At 45.6% G+C, this 18,720-nt stretch carries 16 protein-coding genes; all 16 read left to right on the forward strand.

Annotation, left to right across the window (positions count from 1 at the left end):
• The first annotated feature begins 13 nt into the window (after positions 1-13).
• The 16 genes from PCH02S_RS29125 (at position 14) to PCH02S_RS29200 (ending at position 18,390) form a co-directional block, all read left to right on the forward strand.
• Positions 14-1,033 (forward strand): response regulator transcription factor, encoded by a 1,020-nt coding sequence (locus PCH02S_RS29125; RefSeq protein ID WP_127457600.1) that lies wholly within the window; start codon positions 14-16, stop codon positions 1,031-1,033.
• Complete coding sequence (locus PCH02S_RS29130; RefSeq protein WP_127457601.1) at positions 1,030-2,850, forward strand: cache domain-containing sensor histidine kinase; 1,821 nt, start codon at positions 1,030-1,032, stop codon at positions 2,848-2,850. The genes PCH02S_RS29125 and PCH02S_RS29130 overlap by 4 nt, the downstream gene beginning before the upstream one ends.
• Before the next feature lie 164 nt (positions 2,851-3,014).
• Positions 3,015-4,910 carry a PrkA family serine protein kinase gene (locus PCH02S_RS29135; protein ID WP_127457602.1) on the forward strand — a complete coding sequence of 632 codons (1,896 nt, stop codon included), beginning with the start codon at positions 3,015-3,017 and terminating at the stop codon, positions 4,908-4,910.
• Positions 4,911-5,706: 796 nt separating this feature from the next.
• The gene (locus PCH02S_RS29140; RefSeq protein WP_127457603.1) at positions 5,707-6,099 is read left to right on the forward strand and encodes a hypothetical protein; all 393 of its coding nucleotides are present in this window, start codon (positions 5,707-5,709) and stop codon (positions 6,097-6,099) included.
• 363 nt (positions 6,100-6,462) lie between these two features.
• Positions 6,463-7,629, forward strand: a complete 1,167-nt coding sequence (locus PCH02S_RS29145; protein WP_127457604.1) for an ROK family protein — start codon at positions 6,463-6,465, stop codon at positions 7,627-7,629.
• A gap of 16 nt (positions 7,630-7,645) precedes the next feature.
• Positions 7,646-8,653, forward strand: coding sequence for an asparaginase (locus PCH02S_RS29150; RefSeq protein WP_127457605.1), 1,008 nt, complete (start codon positions 7,646-7,648; stop codon positions 8,651-8,653).
• 85 nt (positions 8,654-8,738) lie between these two features.
• Positions 8,739-10,070, forward strand: coding sequence for an ABC transporter substrate-binding protein (locus PCH02S_RS29155; RefSeq protein WP_127457606.1), 1,332 nt, complete (start codon positions 8,739-8,741; stop codon positions 10,068-10,070).
• A gap of 79 nt (positions 10,071-10,149) precedes the next feature.
• A complete protein-coding gene (locus PCH02S_RS29160) occupies positions 10,150-11,037 on the forward strand; it encodes a carbohydrate ABC transporter permease (RefSeq protein WP_127457607.1) in 888 nt (295 codons plus the stop codon).
• Positions 11,038-11,877, forward strand: coding sequence for a carbohydrate ABC transporter permease (locus PCH02S_RS29165; protein WP_127457608.1), 840 nt, complete (start codon positions 11,038-11,040; stop codon positions 11,875-11,877).
• Positions 11,878-12,591 carry a copper homeostasis protein CutC gene (locus PCH02S_RS29170; RefSeq protein ID WP_307719954.1) on the forward strand — a complete coding sequence of 238 codons (714 nt, stop codon included), beginning with the start codon at positions 11,878-11,880 and terminating at the stop codon, positions 12,589-12,591.
• A gap of 10 nt (positions 12,592-12,601) precedes the next feature.
• Complete coding sequence (locus PCH02S_RS29175) at positions 12,602-13,591, forward strand: ROK family protein (RefSeq protein WP_164819779.1); 990 nt, start codon at positions 12,602-12,604, stop codon at positions 13,589-13,591.
• 50 nt (positions 13,592-13,641) lie between these two features.
• Entirely contained in the window at positions 13,642-14,376 is a 735-nt protein-coding gene (locus PCH02S_RS29180) for a glucosamine-6-phosphate deaminase (protein WP_164819780.1), read from the forward strand.
• 167 nt (positions 14,377-14,543) lie between these two features.
• On the forward strand, positions 14,544-15,365 hold the full coding sequence (locus PCH02S_RS29185; protein ID WP_127457611.1) for a DUF6492 family protein: 822 nt from the start codon (positions 14,544-14,546) through the stop codon (positions 15,363-15,365).
• Positions 15,362-16,477: a glycosyltransferase family 4 protein gene (locus PCH02S_RS29190; RefSeq protein WP_127457612.1), complete on the forward strand. Its 1,116-nt coding sequence runs from the start codon at positions 15,362-15,364 to the stop codon at positions 16,475-16,477. The genes PCH02S_RS29185 and PCH02S_RS29190 overlap by 4 nt, the downstream gene beginning before the upstream one ends.
• 37 nt (positions 16,478-16,514) lie before the next feature.
• Positions 16,515-17,855, forward strand: coding sequence for a sugar phosphate nucleotidyltransferase (locus PCH02S_RS29195; RefSeq protein WP_127457613.1), 1,341 nt, complete (start codon positions 16,515-16,517; stop codon positions 17,853-17,855).
• Between the two features lie 232 nt (positions 17,856-18,087).
• A complete protein-coding gene (locus PCH02S_RS29200; protein WP_127457614.1) occupies positions 18,088-18,390 on the forward strand; it encodes an iron-sulfur cluster assembly accessory protein in 303 nt (100 codons plus the stop codon).
• Positions 18,391-18,720 lie beyond the last annotated feature (330 nt).

Raw genomic sequence — 18,720 nt, forward strand, 5'->3', positions numbered from 1 at the left:
AGGGGGGCTGGACATGCATGTACTGATCGTGGACGATGAACCTGTTATTCGCAGAGGAATGGTAAAAATGGCGGAACTGTACGTCCCCGCTTTCTCCAAAATTCAGACGGCCGAGAACGGCGAAGCTGCTTTGGAGCAAATTCGGGCGTCAGAGCCTGATCTGGTGTTGACGGATGTTCGCATGCCCAAAATGGACGGACTGGAATTATGCAAAATTATTCATGAGGAGTTCCCTCATATCAAAACCGTTGTCATATCCGGTTACAATGACTTTGAATATGCACAAAAGAGCATGAATTACGGTGTCAGGCACTATTTATTGAAACCGGCTACCAAAAGCGATGTCCATGACATGCTGGATCAGCTGATCAAAAAACCGAAACACGGTTATTTATCCCCATCCCGCTATATCGAGTGGATCGATCAGATGGAACAGCAAATATGGGCTTTGCAAATGGAGGAAATCAAGAACCTTATCGCAGGCTGGCGGGAATATTGCCTGTCGGCGAATATCTCGCTGGCCCAGCTGAAAGAGCTGCTGGATGATTGCAATGCGCTTCTCGTAAAACGCTTTCAAGCACGCCACTACTCGCCTGCGTCCGTTCCTGCCCATCTGCAGGCGGATAGCGTCAAAGAAGCGCTGGATGCTTTTGAGAAAGGTCTTTTGAACATGATCAGCGGGCTGCACGCAGTCCGCAGCGGTCATTTCAAAGATCCGATGGAAGAAGCCAAGGCGTATATCGACAGCCGGTTGTCAGAGGATATTTCTTTGGATCAAGTCGCGGCGATGGTTGGACTGACGCCGACGTATTTCAGCTCGCTTTTCAAAAAAATCACGCAAGAGACCTTCGTACAGTACCGGATTAACAAGCGGATGGCGAAGGCGAAAGAAATGCTGTCCGCACCGCATGTTCGAATCGTTGATGTTGCAGCGGACGTCGGATATGACGATTATCCCCATTTTACGAAAACCTTTAAGAAAATTGTCGGTGTTTCCCCAACGGAATACCGCGCCAGATTAGGTATCAAATGAAGATCAGAGGTTTTACGAAGAAAATATTTGCGTATTTCCTCATTGTTATTGTCCTTTCGCTCAGCTGTGTAGGTATCTTCTCCTATATCATTACTTCCGGAGAACTGGAGGAAATGGTAGAAAATCAAATGGATCAAATTGCCGGGAACGCCGTTCACCATACCGATCTGTATTTGAAGGACTATGAGCGCTCGATTGTCTCGCTGTTAACGAATAGACAGATTATGGAGTTCATTGATCTGCCTGCCACAAGGGAAGAATATGACTACTATTTGTATCGTAAAACAATCCGGGAAGTTAGCGTGGACCCGCTATTTATACGTAATCCCAAACTTGCTTCTGTTTATCTGATCAGCGATAAGAAGAATGCGGTTTATTATTATAATAATGTGAATGAACAATCCTTTAATGCCGAGGATATCCAAAAGCAGCGCGATTATTTCCTTGCCAATACGACGGCTGACGGTCAATTAAGCATCCTGAACCACACGATTATAGAAGGGCAAGAGAATCAAATGCTAACGATCGTCCGCCGTATTCGCGGCTACACGTCACCGGAATTGTCGGGTTTACTTGCGATTGAGATGCGGTCAGCCGATCTGTCGGCCTTATGGAAAGGCATTGATTTAGGGAAGTATGGGTATTTGTTTATCATCGATGACAAAGGGCGTTACATTTACCACCCGGATGGGTTCAAAGTCGGCACGAGTGTGCCGAAAGCTTTTTTTGCTAAGCTGAATCAAGCCGGTTCGCATTCCTTTGCCGATGCTTACGAAGGCGATGAGCGCATGTATGTAAGCCGCAAATCGGAGTTTTCCGATTGGCAGCTTGTTGTGTCCATGCCGATTCGCGAGCTGCGCAAGCCGCTTTCCAACATCCGCTCGACAACGCTGGTCGTCGGATTGTTCACTTTGATCTTGGCGATGCTGCTCGCCTACAGATTCGGCAAATCTATTGCCAAACCCGTGCAAACGCTCAAATCCGGCATGCGGGAGACGGAGAAAGGGAATTGGGCAACCATTCCACTGCCGCCTCACCGCGATGAGATTGTCGAGCTGATGGTCCGCTATAATTTGATGGTCAAGCGGCTTTCGGAAGCTGTCGACCGCGTGGTGCAAGTGGAATTAAGCAATTCCGAAATTCGGATGGAACGCCAGAAGGCAGAATTCCAATCGCTTCAGCTGCAGATTAATCCGCATTTTATGTACAACACGCTGGAGACAATCGTTTGCTACGCTACTATCCAGGATTCTGAGGAGATTTCTGAAATTGTGAAGGCATTGGCCTACATGCTGCGCTACTCCGTTCAGACGAATCTTGAAGAAATTACAGTAGCGAATGAGTTGAAGCACGTTATGTATTATTTGGTCGTATTAAGGCATCGCATAGGCCGGGAGTTCGAGATTGATGTGGCGATTAAGCCTGAATATTTGCTTCATGTCATGGTGCGTCTGACGCTGCAGCCGCTGGTTGAAAATGTGTTCCAACATGCCTTCCCGGACGGCCTGGAGGATTATCACGTTGTCCGGATTGATGGCGGCGTTCATGATAACATCTTCTGGATCAGTGTGGAGGATAATGGGGCAGGAATGTCAGAAGCCAAGCTTATGCAGCTTCGGGAGAAGCTGAATACGAATCGATTGGCGGACGGCGAAGTGGATGAAGCAGGGAAAAAGGGCGGCATCGGCGTTTTAAACGTTCATCGCAGGATTCAGATGGTCTACGGCGAGCAGTATGGACTGCGAATTGAAAGCAAGCTTGAACAAGGCACCAAGATGATTATGGCCATGCCGGCTTTGCCTCCAAAGCTGGAGTAGATGGAAGCAGCCGGATTAGCAGGGCGCACTTTCTTTCTTATGAAAACCAATTCTCATAAAAATTTCGGGCAAGTTCTCTTCTGTGGGTGCATAGGATTGTAGTACACAATTCACCATCACGAGCTGACCTGTAGTTAGAAAGGCAGCAGTGAAAGGAGGTACCCATGGACATATTCAAAAGAATTTCGGAGCATCGTACGGAGAAGGATGCATTGGGCTGGACCGGTACGTTCGCGGAGTACATAGAATTGCTTCGCAAAAATCATGGACTCGCAAGAACCGCACATTCCAGAGTCTATGATATGATTGCTTCGCAAGGGATTAATGATCAATCCGGGCATAAGTCTTACAAATTTTTCAACCAAGAGATTTTTGGCCTGGATCGAGCGATTGAGAAGCTGGTAGAAGAATATTTCCACTCCGCTGCCCGTCGATTGGATGTTCGTAAACGTATTTTGCTGCTAATGGGTCCTGTAAGCGGTGGTAAATCCACAATTGTGACAATGCTGAAACGTGGGTTGGAACAGTTTGCCAAAACAGACTTAGGGGCCGTCTATGCGATCAAAGGGTGCCCGATGCACGAGGAGCCGCTTCATCTCATTCCGATGGAATTGCGTCCCGAAATCGAGCGAGAGTTAAATGTGAAAATCGAAGGCAGCTTATGTCCGTCCTGCCAAATGAGGTTGAAAACCGACTACAACGGATGCATTGAAGACGTCTTGGTGGAGCGTGTATTTGTATCCGAGGAGGGCCGTGTCGGTATCGGGACGTTCAGTCCATCGGATCCCAAATCGCAGGATATCGCCGATCTGACGGGAAGCATCGACTTCTCAACGATCACCGAGTTCGGTTCCGAGTCCGATCCGCGTGCTTACCGGTTCGACGGGGAGCTTAACAAGGCCAATCGCGGGATCATGGAGTTCCAGGAAATGTTGAAGTGCGATGAGAAGTTCCTCTGGAACTTGCTTTCACTTACGCAGGAGGGGAATTTCAAAGCGGGGCGCTTCGCGCTCATCAGTGCCGACGAGTTGATCGTTGCGCATACGAATGAAACGGAGTACAAATCCTTTATTGCCAATAAAAAGAATGAAGCGTTGCAATCCAGGATGATTGTCATGCCGATTCCGTATAACCTTCGGGTAACCGATGAAGAGAAAATTTACTACAAGCTCATCGGACAGAGCGATATGTCGCACATTCACACAGCCCCGCACTCTTTACGTGTGGCTGCCATCTTCTCCATCATGACCCGTTTGAAGGAAACGAAGAAGCAAGGGATGGATTTGGTCAAAAAGATGCGGATGTACGACGGCGAAGTCGTCGAAGGCTACAAAGAAGCCGATCTGAAAGAAATGCAAAATGAATTCCAAGAAGAAGGCATGAGCGGCATCGATCCACGTTATGTCATCAACCGGATTTCGAGCGCTCTGATTCGGCAGGATCTTCAGTGCATTAACGCGCTGGATGTCCTGCGTGCCCTGAAAGATGGCCTGGATCAGCATCCGTCGATTACGAAGGATGAGCGTGAACGGTATCTCAACTTCATTTCCGTCGCGCGTAAAGAGTACGATGATATCGCCAAAAAAGAAGTGCAAAAAGCCTTCGTCTATTCCTTCGAAGAGTCGGCCAAAACCATTTTCGACAACTATCTCGATAATATTGAGGCTTACTGCAACTGGGGCAAAATCAAGGATCCGCTCACCGGTGAGGAGATGGATCCGGATGAGCGCCTGATGCGCTCCATTGAGGAACAAATCGGCATTTCCGAAAATGCGAAAAAAGCGTTCCGGGAAGAAATTCTGATCCGTATTTCCTCCTATTCGCGGAAAGGCCGGAAATTCGATTACAGCAGCCACGAGCGCCTGCGTGAAGCGATTGAGAAGAAGCTGTTCGCCGATCTGAAGGATATCGTGAAGATCACGACATCGTCGAAAACACCGGATGAGAAGCAGCTGAAGAAAATCAACGATGTGACGAAGCAGTTAATTGATGAGCACGGGTATTGCCCGGTGTGCGCCAATGAGTTGCTGCGTTATGTGGGAAGCTTGCTGAACAGATAAATTAAGCCTGAAGCGCGGGTGGCGCTTCGGGCTTTTTTTTACAAGGTAAATAGGAACACGGAATCTAGCAATCTATCATATACTATTTTAACTTCGAGCAAGGGAGGTGTAACAGACAATGAACGGGAACTTCATGAAAAAAACGGGGATAGTTTTCCTGTTTTTTATAAGCTTAATGGCTGCACTCATGACTTGGCAAATGAATATATTATCAAACGTTGGGGGGATATGCATAATCGGATTTTGTTTCGGCGCAGCTATGCTCATGTGGTTGGATGTGCTGGACGTCAACGAGGCCATTCAACGATCTGTAAAAAAGGATGACAAACGAACAAAAGCCGAACACTGAACCTCCAAAGGACAATTCCCCCCAGAAAAAATCCAATGAACCGATCAAATCATCAGATCTTTTCGGATTTGGCAGGATGATGGACAAACTTCCCCTCCACAAGCTTTCAGCCCGTATGGCGTATTGCATGTTTTTTGATTTGCTCCTCCTCTTATTTGTCATCATTTTGCGTGTAACGGGAACCAAAGTGAATGAATTCCCCAATGCCTGGGATTTTCGATTTATTGTTATAACGACGATTATTGTTTTTTTTGTTGGGCTTTGCGATCTTATGAGTGTTCGGAAAAAATAGGTTAAATGGCAACCAACTCTCTAACCGGGCTCATCCTGACGGATGTGTCCGGTTTATTTTCGCCGCCCAATTTCAGCAAACTAATCACCAACTAGGCATTCACACATACAGTGTATTAGGCATTTCAACTACACAAGAATGTGAGTGATCCTTTAATGACGAATCAGGAAGAACTTGAATTTCGTCCGCCAGTTGGTGGCGGTTTACATGGCGGAGGCATCGGGCATGGTGGAATCGGAGGTCCAGGGCATGTCGGCGGTATAGGAGGTATCGGTGGTCCAGGACATGTCGGAGGTATCGGCGGCATTGGCCATGGACCTGGCTTCGGGCCTGGATTTGGCCATGGACCCGGTTTTGGTCCTGGCTTTCATGGCGGTTTCTTCCCCGGCGGTGGTTTCAACAATGCACTTCCGTGGCTAGTAGCTCCACTTGTATATAGTGCGGCTGATTCTTACTATCCATATCCGTATCCGTACCCATATCCGTATCCTTATCCCTACCCGCCTAATCCCTACTATCCATATCCCCCAGGCTATCCTGGGATCTAACACGAACATTACAACCGAGGAAGTTCTCTCAGGAGAGTCCTCGGTTTTTTCCTTGTTTGTTGGATGGTTCCAATAAAAGATATTAGCCGTGTCATGTAAAATAACAATATTTCAGGGTTGAATTCTGAAGGTATTCCAATATTTAGATGATTCTAGCGATTACATGTCACATTACATAACACAAAAATCAAATTTTCTTGACAGGTTATAGATCTCCTGATAATATCGTATTATTAACACCGAGGAATTAATTACTAACTTATTTTTTGATAAAACTACTAATATTACATAAATATATGTGCTTTCGTCATTTTTTTTATTTAATTAATAACATCAGTGGAGTAATTAAAGGGTGGTAAAGAAATGGATATTAGCAAGCACGATCAGGAGTTTATAAAGAAAAAAAATAAGAACATGGTGCTCGATCTCATTAAAAGCAGCCGCCCGATATCAAGAGCGAAGATTGCTAAGCTTACCTCGATGAGCGCTACTTCTGTAGGCCGAATCGTCAACGATCTTTGTCTAATCGGCCTGGTCAAGGAGACGGAGCAATACTCTTCAGGTGTAGGAAGAAAAGCGACGATGCTTGATATTGATGCCGGGTCAGTGCTCACAATCGGTGTCGAAATGGATAAAGGAGTAATCAAAATTGGGATCGTCGACTTTGACGGTCACATGATTGCTGAGCATACCATAACGAAGCTTTATCACTTGGATGATCCGGTTAAGGTGGCGCGTGAGCTTTCCGAGTTCATTCAAGAGCTTATTGAACGCAATGAGATTGTTATTTCTAAAATCATCGGAATCGGAATAGGCGTTCCGGGAATCATCGATACGGATAAGGGGACGATTGTTTTCTCTTCCCAATTAGGATGGGAGAATGTCCATTTCGCTGCTTTGGTAGAGTCACATCTTCATATTCCGACGGTTATTGATAATGACCTGAAAGTCAAAGCGCTGGGTGAAACGTACTACGGTTTCGTTAAGGGATCCAAAAGAGCGGTATTGCTTGGTTTTGGCAGCGGAGTTGGTTCTGCGCTCGTCATTGATGGTACGGTCTACCGGGGGGAATCGAATATCGCAGGTGAGATTGGTCATTCAACTGTTGACCCGAATGGTATGCTGTGCGAGTGCGGGAAACGCGGCTGTCTGCAAACGTATATTGCCGACTTCACCATCATTCAGGAAGCCAATAAAGTTAAGCCTGTAACCAGCATTAAGGAGATTTTTGACAGTGCTCATAATAATGAGACGTGGGCCGTGCAGATTATTGACCGTGCCTGCACGTATATTGCGATTACCGTTAGCAATGTTGTATGCATGTATAACCCGGACACGATCATTCTCGGTGGGCATTTGATTGAGCAGCATACAGAAATGCTTGAATCTGTGAAACAAAAAATCAATCAGTTTATATGGGGCCCCTTTAACGGAACATATAAGCTGGTTAGTTCCAAATTGCAAAGTAATGCCGTTATGATCGGAGCGGCGACCCTTGCGCTGCAGCAGCGTTTAGATCATGAAATGTAACTTAGGAGGAAGTCATATGGATCAAATATTGCTGGAAGAATATCGCGGAGACACGCTGGAATGCGTGCATCGGGGGCATATTTGCGGAGTTTCTTATTCGGGGGATGTGAAGTATGTTGTCGGTGATACGAACGCAGTCACGTTCTTAAGATCTGCTGGCAAACCATTTCAAGCAATTCCTGTGCTGCGTCATGGCGCAGATGTCCACTTCGGATTAACGGGTAAGGAAACGGCCATCATGATGGGCTCTCATCGAGCCGAGCCTTTTCATGTAGATGCGCTAGAGTCGATGTTGGGAAAAATTGGCGTGACGGAAGACGGGCTTGTCTGCCACCCGACTTACCCGCTTAGCGTCTATGCGACGGAGGATTTGCTTCGCCATCAAGCGCCTAAGCGCTCGATATATCATAATTGCTCTGGTAAGCATCTGGGAGTTCTAGCACTGTGCAAAATGATGGGATATCCCTTGGAGACCTATTATGAGCCTCAACACCCGGCGCAGCTAGAGATATTGGAAACGCTCTCGTACTTGTCGGAATGCCCGATTGATCAGATTCAGCTTGGCACTGATGGCTGCGGGTTCCCCGTGTTTGCCATTCCATTGAGAAACTTGGCAACTGCTTTTCTTAAATTGGCCTGCCCGGAACTCATAGAGGATGCAGCGATTCGTACAGCTGTCGAGAAGATGGTGGGGCTCATGAATGAGCACTATGAGATGGTTGCCGGTTCTGATCGCATTTGTTCGTCCTTGCTCATGGATCCGAATATTGTAGCGAAGGGTGGGGCCAAAGGCGTTTATTGTTTCGGGCTAAAAAAAGAAAAGCTGGCCTTCGCCTTGAAAGTGCTGGACGGTTCAGAGGACGAATGGCCGTTAATCGTCGCGTCGATTTTAGAGCAAATCCAGTATGACAATCTCAACACGATTCAGAGCATGTATGAGCTTGCACCCATAGAAATCAAGAATGATAACAAGAAAGTTATCGGTCGCAACACCGCTGTCTTCACGCTTCAAATTCACTCATAAGTGATATGAGCATTGTCGGATAAGATCAACAAGCACGCCGACAAGTTACATATATAATTTCGAGGAACAATCGGGAGGGGTTATTTTGAAAAAAAGAGTGTCAACAATGGTGATGAGCATGGTTCTTGTACTGACGGTCGGACTTGTCGGCTGCTCCAGCGAACCTGCAGCAAATTCAAGTAGTAATGCAGCTCAAAGTTCAGGCAAAAAAGAAAAAATTACGTATTTAGATCCGCTTCCAAGCCCAGAGCGAACAGCACTCATGCAGGATTTCATCAAACAATTCCAAACCAAAAACCCGAACATTGAAGTTGAATACACATCCGTTCCTTGGGATGATGCGAATAAGAAATGGATGGCTCTAGGTGCAGCCAAACAGCTTCCGGATGTCATCAGCATCGACGATACATCTCTCGTAGCCATGTCTGCTGCCGGTTATATCGAAAATCTACAGCCTTATTACGATAAATGGGATCAAGTAGGCAACCTCACCGAGGCGTTCAAGCAGGCAAGAAACAAGTATCAGGACAAAGTCTATGCAATTCCCGATGGATTTTTGCTCCAAGGTCTATTTATTCGTAGCGACTGGTTCAAAGAAAGTAACCTGCCGGAGAAAATCGATACCTGGGACGATTACTTCAAGCTTTCCCAACAGCTAACGGATGCTTCCAAAGGACACTATGGTATTTCATTCCGTGGCGGCGCGAATGGTATTCTTCGAGCAATGGAATACGTGATGGCGGCGACGCACAGCGAGAGTTGGTTCGATAAAGACGGCAAATCGATTCTTTACAAACCGGAAGGGCAAGCGGCATTCAAGAAGTTTTATGACATCTATCTAAACGGTAATTCTCCTAAAGAGTCGATCAACTGGGGCTTTAATGAAATGGTGCAGGGCTTCTTAAACGGGCAGACGGCCATCCTGAATCAAACCCCTGAAGTCATTATTACAGCTCAGAAGAACATGAAGGAAGGCACATGGAACGTCGTTCCAATGCCGAAATCCGATGACGGCAAACGTTATATTTTCTGGGGATACACAGCTGCCTACGCGATGGCTGCCAACTCCGAACACAAAGATGCAGCTTGGAAGTTTATCCAGTTCTTAAGCTCTCCAGAGATCAATTTGCAATATAGCATTAAAAATTCAAGCATTCCGATTTATAAAGATAATTTGAAAGATCCATTCTTCAGCAAAGGTCCAATTGCCGGATATGCGGGTGCTATGGCGGATTCTAACATTGTATTTGCCGGACCGCCAAGCCATCTGACCAAGCTGGGGCAATTCTCAGGTACATTCGCTGTCCAAGAAACCCAGAAATATTTGAGTAAAACACAATCCCTCGAGGATACCATTAAGCATTTGGCTGATTTCCTGACTAAGGAACAGCAAGATTATTTGAAAACCAATAAATAATAACATCTAGAAGCAGACAACCGGGGCGGAGTTCTGTACCGGTTGTCTTTTCCTTATCCGATAGGGAGGTGAAGCGGCTTTGAAATTGATATTAAAACGATGGGAACCTTACTTGCTTATTGCTCCGGCTATCCTGATCCTGTTAGCTTTTTTTGCATATCCGCTGCTCCAAGGCTTGAAATTGGCCTTTATGCACTATATCTTGTTTGAGCCGAACGACATTCGTTTTTCCGGTTTGGAGAACTTTAAAGCCATATTTATGGACAACAATATCGTTCGAATTTTGTGGAATTCCTTGTTGTGGGTCGTGCTGACTGTCGGGCTGCAATTCGTTCTCGGATTTATGCTGGCACAGGCTTTGAATACGAAGTTTAAAGGGAAAAACATCTACCAATCGGTTGTATTTCTACCTTGGGCGGTGTCTGCTTTTTTAATCGGGATGATTTTCAAATGGATGTTTAGTGAGCAAAACGGTTTGATTAACTATTTGTTAATAAAGCTGGGAATCATCGAAAAAGGTATTTCGTTTTTGGCGCTGCCTGGCATTTCGATATTTCCTATCATTATCGCGATGGTTTGGTATGGCGTACCCTTCTTTGGAATCATGCTGCTGGCCGCTTTGCAATCGGTGCCGAAGGATATTTACGAATCCGCAGATATCGATGGTGCCGGCCGATGGACGAAGTTATTTTTCGTGACCATTCCGTTCATTAAATCGACGATCATCCTTACTGTTTTGCTCCGGGTTATTTGGGTGTTCAACTCAGCGGATCTTATTTATATCATGACAAATGGGGGGCCAGCTAACACCTCGCATAATCTGTCATCGTACATATTTAATCAGATTTCCTATACGACGGATTTCGGGCAAGCGTCCGCTCTTGGCGTACTCATGTTGATTATCCTAATTCTCTATACGTTAATTTTCCTTCGTGCAACCAAATATGACGATGCAGGTGATTTTTAAATGACTTCCTTCGGACGAAAAACGGCTCCTGAATTAGTTCGATTTGTTGTACTATTGCTTTTTGGGTTAGGTACGCTGCTTCCTTTTTATTGGATTTTGGTGACTTCTTTAAAAACAAGGCAAGAAATATATAGCGGACAATTGACTTTGTGGCCCAAGGCACTGACCTGGGTGAATTATGTGGATACGCTGCAAAATACAAATTTCCCCCGCTATTTATTGAACAGCTTTACAGTCAGCATGAGTAGTTCAATTCTGGTTCTGCTTGCTTCCATCTTGGGAGGATACAGTTTGGCCAGATATCAATTTAAGGGTAAAAAATTTGTGCTCGTCTCCTTTTTGGCTACCCAAATGGTGCCGGTCATGGTCATCCTAGTGCCTTTGTTTATTACCTTTGGCCAAATTCATTTATTAAATAAGCTGCCTGCATTAATTATTACTTATACAGCAATGAATATCCCGTTTTGCTTGATTACGATGTCCAGTTTCTTTCAGCGTATTCCAGTTTCTTTGGAAGAAGCGGCCATGATTGACGGCTGCAACAAATTCCAGACCATGTCTAGAGTTGTGCTGCCGATGATGCAGCCAGGTATTGTAGCGACATTTGTATTTGCTTTTATTGGTTCTTGGAACGATTTGTTTTTCGGGGTTATGTTCACAAACAGCGAATCTGCCAAGACGGTTCCTGTCGGTCTCAGCAGTTTTGTTCAGAAATTCGATATCAATTGGGGGCAAATGAGTGCGGCAGGCATCATATCACTCATTCCTGTCGTTATTATGTTCGCCATCGTGCAAAAATATATCGTTGCGGGTTTAACGCAAGGAGCTGTGAAAGGTTAGGTGAAACATGTGCTGCTCGAAGTTATCGCTACAAGTGTGAGGGACGTCATTGCGGCTGAACAGAGTGGTGCCGATCGGATCGAACTCATCACCGGCATGTTGGAAGGCGGACTAACGCCAAGCTATGGGCTAATCGAAGCGGCGGTTCAGGCTACCAAGCTGCCCGTTCAGGTGATGATCCGACCTCACAGCTATTCTTTCTTCTATGATCGTCTGGATGTTGCCGCCATGATGACGGACATCCGCATGGTCAAAAAAATTGGGGCTGCTGGCGTGGTGCTAGGTGCGCTGACGCCAGACCGGCGTCCGGATGTGGAAGTGTTGGCGAGATTGTTGGAAGAGGCGGAGGGGCTCTCCGTTACCTTCCATCGTGCGTTCGATGAAGTTCGGGATGTTCAGGAAGCGTTAGATGAGCTAGAGAAGTTCAAGCAAATTGATCGTATCCTTACCTCGGGAGGTAAGCCCAATGTTTTGGATGCCGTTCAGGAGATGAAGCATCTGGTCGCTTGGAGTCAGAAGACGTCCATTCAGATTTTAGCGGGAAGCGGGCTTACGATTGCGTCTTTGCCTGCATTTGTAGCCGAAACAGGCGTTCAGGAAGTTCATTTCGGAAAAGGCGTACGAATAAATGGCGATCCGCTGGGCCCGATCGATCCCGTTCGGATTCAACAGATGAAAGAACATAGGTACGAGTCTACCAAGACAGATGTATGAAGGAGCAGCTATGACAATTGACGGGTACTTTTTAGGGATAGATATCGGTGGAACCAAAATGTTGGCAGCTTTGGTGGATACACAAGGTCGCGTAATAATCAAAGATCAACAGCCTACTTTAGCAGCTCAAGGAGAGCATGAAGTCATTAGCAGGCTGATCCATATGATAGAGTCGCTTTTGTCTTCTGTACCCAATCTTCATGCTCGCAGCATTTTAAGCCTAGGTATCGCAACTGCAGGGATACTTGATATGGATACGGGAACAATTGTTCTCTCGACAAATTTAGGTTGGAAAAATGTTGCCTTAGGGCCGATATTGGAACGGAAATTCGGTATTCCTGTCCGTTTGATCAATGATGCAAGTGCTGCAGCGCTAGGAGAATGGATCGTTGGTGCAGGCAAAGGAACAGAGGACTGTTTATATGTAACCGTGTCCACGGGAATTGGGGGCGGTGTCATCAGCGGTGGCCACTTGCTGCTGGGTGCTTCGAATAATGCAGCGGAGATCGGCCATATCAGCATTGATAGGAAAGGGCCTATATGCAAATGCGGTAATAAAGGCTGTGTAGAAATGTATGCCTCCGGCAATTCAATAGCCCGGATAGCCGCTGAAGACATAATTTCAGGAAAGTTGCTAACCGCACCGCTGGCTGAGATGGCTGGACATGATCCGAACAAGGTTACGGCGAAGCTTGTGGCAGAAGCTGCCTCAAGCGGTGACCCTTATGCCATCTCTTTGCTGAAAGAGGCGGGGGAAGCACTGGGGACCGCGATGGTGACGTTCATCCATTTGTTCAATCCGGAAATTATCATTTTCGGTGGCAGCGTGTCTCTATGTGGTGATGTGCTTTTTGAGCCCATGTGGAACACCATACAAAAGCTTGGAATCGAAGATATGGTAAAAGATGTAAAAATAGCCCGCTCATCTCTTGGTGTAGATGCAGGGGCAGTTGGCGCCGCATTATTATGGAAGTATGAAAATCAAGCCGTTACCATTTAAATGATTATATAGGAATTGTTTACGAGATAAATATGGAGAGGAGAATTCGGTTGAAGATTGAAGTGTTACCGCCCGAAGAAATTAAAACCAGAGTTGCCGACCTGTTATCGGAACAGATTAAGCGTAAACCGACATCGGTGCTTGGCATGACCACGGGCTCGTCACCTATAAAATACGGGATCTATCAAGAGTGGATCCGGCGGGAGCAAGCAGGTGAGCTCATCTTTCATGAAGCTAGATTCATTAACCCTGATGAACTGGTCGGCATTCCGGTTGATCATCCGGAAAGTTATCGAACCTATATGCAAGAGCATTTGTTTGGCCAGCTTCAGACGCTTCGATACGAGCCGCAAATTCCCGATGGCAGTTCAACGGACCTGATGGCTGAGTGCCTTAGATTTGATCAAGTGTTGGCAGATCTCGGTTACGTGGATTGGCAGCTTATGGGGCTAGGCTTAAACGGACATATTGCTTTTATCGAACCAAGCAATCATATACCTGCGAAAACGTATGTTTCACAACTTTTTGTAGAGAACAGACCTGTTCACTCGCCGCATTTTCGTTCTGAAGATGAGGTGCCTAAGCAATCGATAACGATCGGTTTGGAGGCCGTTATGAAAGCGCGGAACATCGTTCTGGTTGCTACAGGCGACAATAAAGCCGACATGGTGGCAAAAGCTTTTGCTGGGCCAATAACAACCAATGTTCCAGCGTCTTTTTTGCAGCTGCATGCGAATGCGACGATTATTCTCGATGCGGCGGCTGCTTCAAAAATCTCGTTATAGTAGAACTTCTTAAGTGCCGCGACTATCGTGGCTTTTTTTGCGTTGAGGGGAACGACTTAAATGAGAAATCGTTAATGTTAAAAGGGTCACTTTTTTTCCATATACCCATGCCTTTTTTTCCGTCGAACATATGATAATTCATACATTCGGTTAATGGAGATGAGTACATGCTGATGTCAGGAAGCGTCGTGTTGAGTAGTTCAACCCAAATTGATGTGTTAATCCCAGCGATCGAGAAGGATTTGGGAACACTTCCTATGGTGATTGATGCCGTACGGAAGTATGTGAAACATCCTATTGGTGAAATCATCATTGTTGCTCCGCGAAAGAAGAGAATTCTGGACCTTTGTCAGCGCAAGGGGTGCAGGTTCGTTCATGAGGACACGGTTCTCCCTATAACGAAGAAGAATATCCACTATGAATCCAAAACATGGGATCGATCCGGCTGGCTTTATCAACAACTGCTGAAGCTTAACGGTGACACGCTCTGTACATCCAAGTATTACTTGGTGATTGATGCGGATACAGTACTCATTCGTCCGCATGTTTTTAAAGTGGGATCCAAGACCGTGTTTTATTGCCGGGACTGGAGTCAGAGTGAATATTTTAAAACCTATCGAAAACTAATGGGCAGAGGACGCTTGTCTCGTCGGTCGTTTGTTACCCACTATATGCTGTTTGAGAGATCGAAAGTGGCACAGCTGAAAAGCACGATTGAAGCGAAGCACAACAGAAGCTGGTATTCGGCTATTATGGCCAGTATGAATAAATCCAAGCAGTTTGCTTTCTCAGAATTTGAAACTTACGGTAATTTCCTCTACGCGACCGCTCCGCACAACATGATCTTGAAGTCTGCATTGAACAAAAGTTTAAGCTTGGGTGCTTCACGCATTCCATCGACGGTCAGGGCTCTTGCGAAGCATTACCGATCCATTTCTCTTCATAAACGCAAGGGTTATGTAAAAGCCAGGAAGGTAAAGTCTTTATGAAGTCCTATCGTGTGACCTGGGAAGGACCTGTCCATAGAGCCAGTGGTCTCGGTTATGCGAGTAGAGCCTATGCACGGGCACTTACGCGCCAGGGGGTTGCGGTGAGCTGGGGATTGTCTGGTCCCAAAGGGAGGTCATCTCATGGCAAAAAGGTGCTTATCTATAACCATGTTCCCAATCATATAAATTTCAAGGCGGCGCGAAGCAGATACGATACTATCATTCTGAACACGGTATGGGAGACTAGCAGAACGCCAAGGAATTGGCTGCCGAATATGAACAAATTCGATGCGATCTGCGTCCCCTCCCAACATAACAAGGTAGCATTGCGAAATAGCGGTGTGAAGGTGCCGATTTATATTGTTCCTCATGGCGTAGATACGAAGGTTTACCATCCTGATAATAAAAAACTGTCACTACCGCGTGCGGCAGGCAAGTTTACGTTCGTGTCCGTATTTGGCTTCCAGCATCGCAAGAATCCAGAGGCTTTATTAAGGGCGTACTGGGAAGAGTTTTCGTCTCAAGATAATGTCATTCTCGTTATCAAAACCAATGGATACGCGGCCTATGAGACAGAGCGATGGATAAAAAATCAAATTCTGCAATACCAAAAGAGATTAGGTTTTCAAAAGCCGACAGCCCCTGTTGTCGTGATTGCACGCCGACTTCAAGAAAGTCAGATGAGAGGTCTTTACACGCTTGGTGATGTTTTTGTCCTTCCAACTCGTGGCGAAGGCGTCGGTTTGCCTTTTTTAGAATCGCTGGCTAGCGGTGTCCCTGTCATTGCGACCGGTTGGGGAGGGCAAATGGATTTCTTGACGACTCGTAATTCGTTCCTTCTCCCCTATCGACTCCAAAGTCCTGCAGCTAGTATGAAAAGGCGGCATGCGATCTCGCGATCATTCAGCTATCTGTTTGCTCAGAAAGGACAAAGATGGGCGGAAGCCGATCGGCATGCGCTAAGACGGACGATGCGGCAAGCCTACCAAAACCCTGAGCTTTGCAAGGAGAAAGGACGCCAAGGCCGAAGAGATGTACTTGATTTATCCTGGAATCGAGCAGGGGTGTTAATGAAACAGGTTATAGAAAAGGTAATTCGTTCAAAGAAATAAGGGGAAGTGTTATGTCTCCCGGAAAGGGGCATTTGACTTGCGGATTGTACTATTGTGCGGAGGCTCTGGTAAAAGGTTATGGCCGTTATCCAACGAGATCCGCTCTAAGGTGTTTCTTAAACTTTTGAAATCGGACGATGGAACGAGAGAATCGATGATTGGGCGCATATGCCGACAATTGGATGAAGTAGGTTTGCTGCAATTTACGAGCATTATCACGCATAGCAGCCAAGTGGAAATTACGAGAAAGCATGTGGGCGAAAACATTCCTATCATTAGCGAACCTTTTAAAAGAGGAACGTTTGCGGCTGTCGCGCTGGCTTCCTGTTATCTGCATGAGCAGATGCAAGTAGATCCGAACGAAACGATATGTATCCTCCCAGTGGACACTTTTGCGGATTCGGTGTTTTTCGGGAAACTTCATCGCTTTCCGGATATTCTTTCGCAGTCGCAGGCGGAGCTTGCCCTTCTTGGAACGAAGCCTCAACACCCCTCTAACCAATTCGGCTATATTGTTCCTGAGCGTTTAATGGAGAAGGATGATTATGCCCTCGTTCGGCAATTCGTAGAGAAGCCTAATGAGCAACTGGCCGGCTTGTTGATTGAGCAGCATGCGTTGTGGAACTGTGGTGTTTTTGCGTTCAATTTGAAGTATATGCTGGACCATGTGGCGAAAAAGGCGCTGCCTATTCAGGTTGACAAATGGCTAGACTGTTACGAGCAGCTTGCTACTGCAAGCTTTGATCAAGAGGTCGTGGAGCACTCTAACCGAGTAGCCGTTATGGGCTATGAGGGTTTATGGAATGATCTGGGGAGCTGGAAGGCGATTACAGGTTATTTTGAAAATCAGGTCATTGGCCCCGGCCGTATATCTGACGATTCCTCCAATACGCATATGATTAATGAACTCCCCTATCCAATTGAAGTAATTGGCGTACCTGATGTTATTGTTGCGGCAAGTTTAGATGGTATTCTTATTGCTGCCAAGGATCAGGCCAATTTAATTAAGGATAAGTTAGATGCTGCACCTCAGTTTCCGAGATATATAGAGAAAAGGTGGGGAACCTGTCGGGTCTTGGAGTATTGGACGGATGAACGGGGAACGGAGGTTATGGTTAAAAGAGTGGAGATCTCCCAAGGGGAGCAAACCAGTTATCATCTGCATCAGACACGGAAAGAGATAGTAACGATTTTAAGCGGCGAAGCAGAAATCTTATTGGATCATAAACGGTACAGGCTTCAGGCGGGCGATGTTAGACAAATTCCTATTAACGTTGGACATGGCATAAAGGCTATCACCCATCTTGAGTTGATGGAGGTTCAGTTGGGGTTGGCGTTGAAGGAGGACGATTGTCTTCGTTTGTTAATGAACTGGTAGCTATGGAAATGAGCTTATCGCTGGATGAATCGGCGGTTTGACACGTTCGGATAATGCGCCTGTCTATCAATTACGCCACTTGGCAAGGAGGCGCTCTTATTTATGAAGTTGAAACAATCAGAATTACAAAATCAACGATGTTACGATTTAAAAGATGAAATCAATATCTTGACAAAATATACTGTAAAAAATATTATTACAGTATACAAAATTTGAATAGAGGACACAAAACATGAAATGTAAAATCAATCGAAATGCTGCAAACGTATTAAAAAATATGCTGAATAGTAAAGAAGCGGCTGACGGGAAGATGATTCGTGTTTTTATAACACAGAATCATGGAGATCATGGGCATTATGATATAAAGCTTGATACACCAACTGAACATGATGAAATCGTAAAAACAGACAAAGGCATTGAAATCTTATTAGATAAACGCGAAGACCTTTTAGATGGAGTTTGGATTCAGTATTTTTATGTGTCTGATGAAGGTTTCTTCATAACAAATCCGTCTACAGGTTTTCATGACAAATAAAGGCATGAAATATTAATGTTCAAAAATGGTGAGCAAAAGAATATTTTATAGCGCAAGAGCTGCTTCAATGCAGCTCTTTTTTCGTTTCATCTCCGATGAACATTGACCCCATAAATATAAAAAAAGTCGGGTAGTGTAGGCAAGAGTGAACAAATATTGATATTGGGAAAATAAAACATTGCATTTTAATTATTATGCATGGTATATTAGCAATCCGGTCGCAAGACAGACCAATTAAAGTTAATAGAAAAAAAGAAGTTGCAATATAAAAATTAGTATGGTATATTACTTCTCGCTGCTTCGGTAACACGGCAGTGAGTGAAAGAAATT

This window comes from Paenibacillus chondroitinus NBRC 15376 (assembly GCF_004000765.1).
GTDB classification, from domain to species: domain Bacteria; phylum Bacillota; class Bacilli; order Paenibacillales; family NBRC-103111; genus Paenibacillus_E; species Paenibacillus_E chondroitinus.

Coding starts and splice junctions, on each gene's coding strand:
- PCH02S_RS29175 (WP_164819779.1), top strand. CDS start 12,602: ATGACAATTGACGGGTACTTTTTAGGGATAGATATCGGTGGAACCAAA.
- PCH02S_RS29150 (WP_127457605.1), top strand. CDS start 7,646: ATGGATCAAATATTGCTGGAAGAATATCGCGGAGACACGCTGGAATGC.
- PCH02S_RS29125 (WP_127457600.1), top strand. CDS start 14: ATGCATGTACTGATCGTGGACGATGAACCTGTTATTCGCAGAGGAATG.
- PCH02S_RS29185 (WP_127457611.1), top strand. CDS start 14,544: ATGCTGATGTCAGGAAGCGTCGTGTTGAGTAGTTCAACCCAAATTGAT.
- PCH02S_RS29130 (WP_127457601.1), top strand. CDS start 1,030: ATGAAGATCAGAGGTTTTACGAAGAAAATATTTGCGTATTTCCTCATT.
- PCH02S_RS29190 (WP_127457612.1), top strand. CDS start 15,362: ATGAAGTCCTATCGTGTGACCTGGGAAGGACCTGTCCATAGAGCCAGT.
- PCH02S_RS29145 (WP_127457604.1), top strand. CDS start 6,463: ATGGATATTAGCAAGCACGATCAGGAGTTTATAAAGAAAAAAAATAAG.
- PCH02S_RS29135 (WP_127457602.1), top strand. CDS start 3,015: ATGGACATATTCAAAAGAATTTCGGAGCATCGTACGGAGAAGGATGCA.
- PCH02S_RS29140 (WP_127457603.1), top strand. CDS start 5,707: ATGACGAATCAGGAAGAACTTGAATTTCGTCCGCCAGTTGGTGGCGGT.
- PCH02S_RS29165 (WP_127457608.1), top strand. CDS start 11,038: ATGACTTCCTTCGGACGAAAAACGGCTCCTGAATTAGTTCGATTTGTT.
- PCH02S_RS29200 (WP_127457614.1), top strand. CDS start 18,088: ATGAAATGTAAAATCAATCGAAATGCTGCAAACGTATTAAAAAATATG.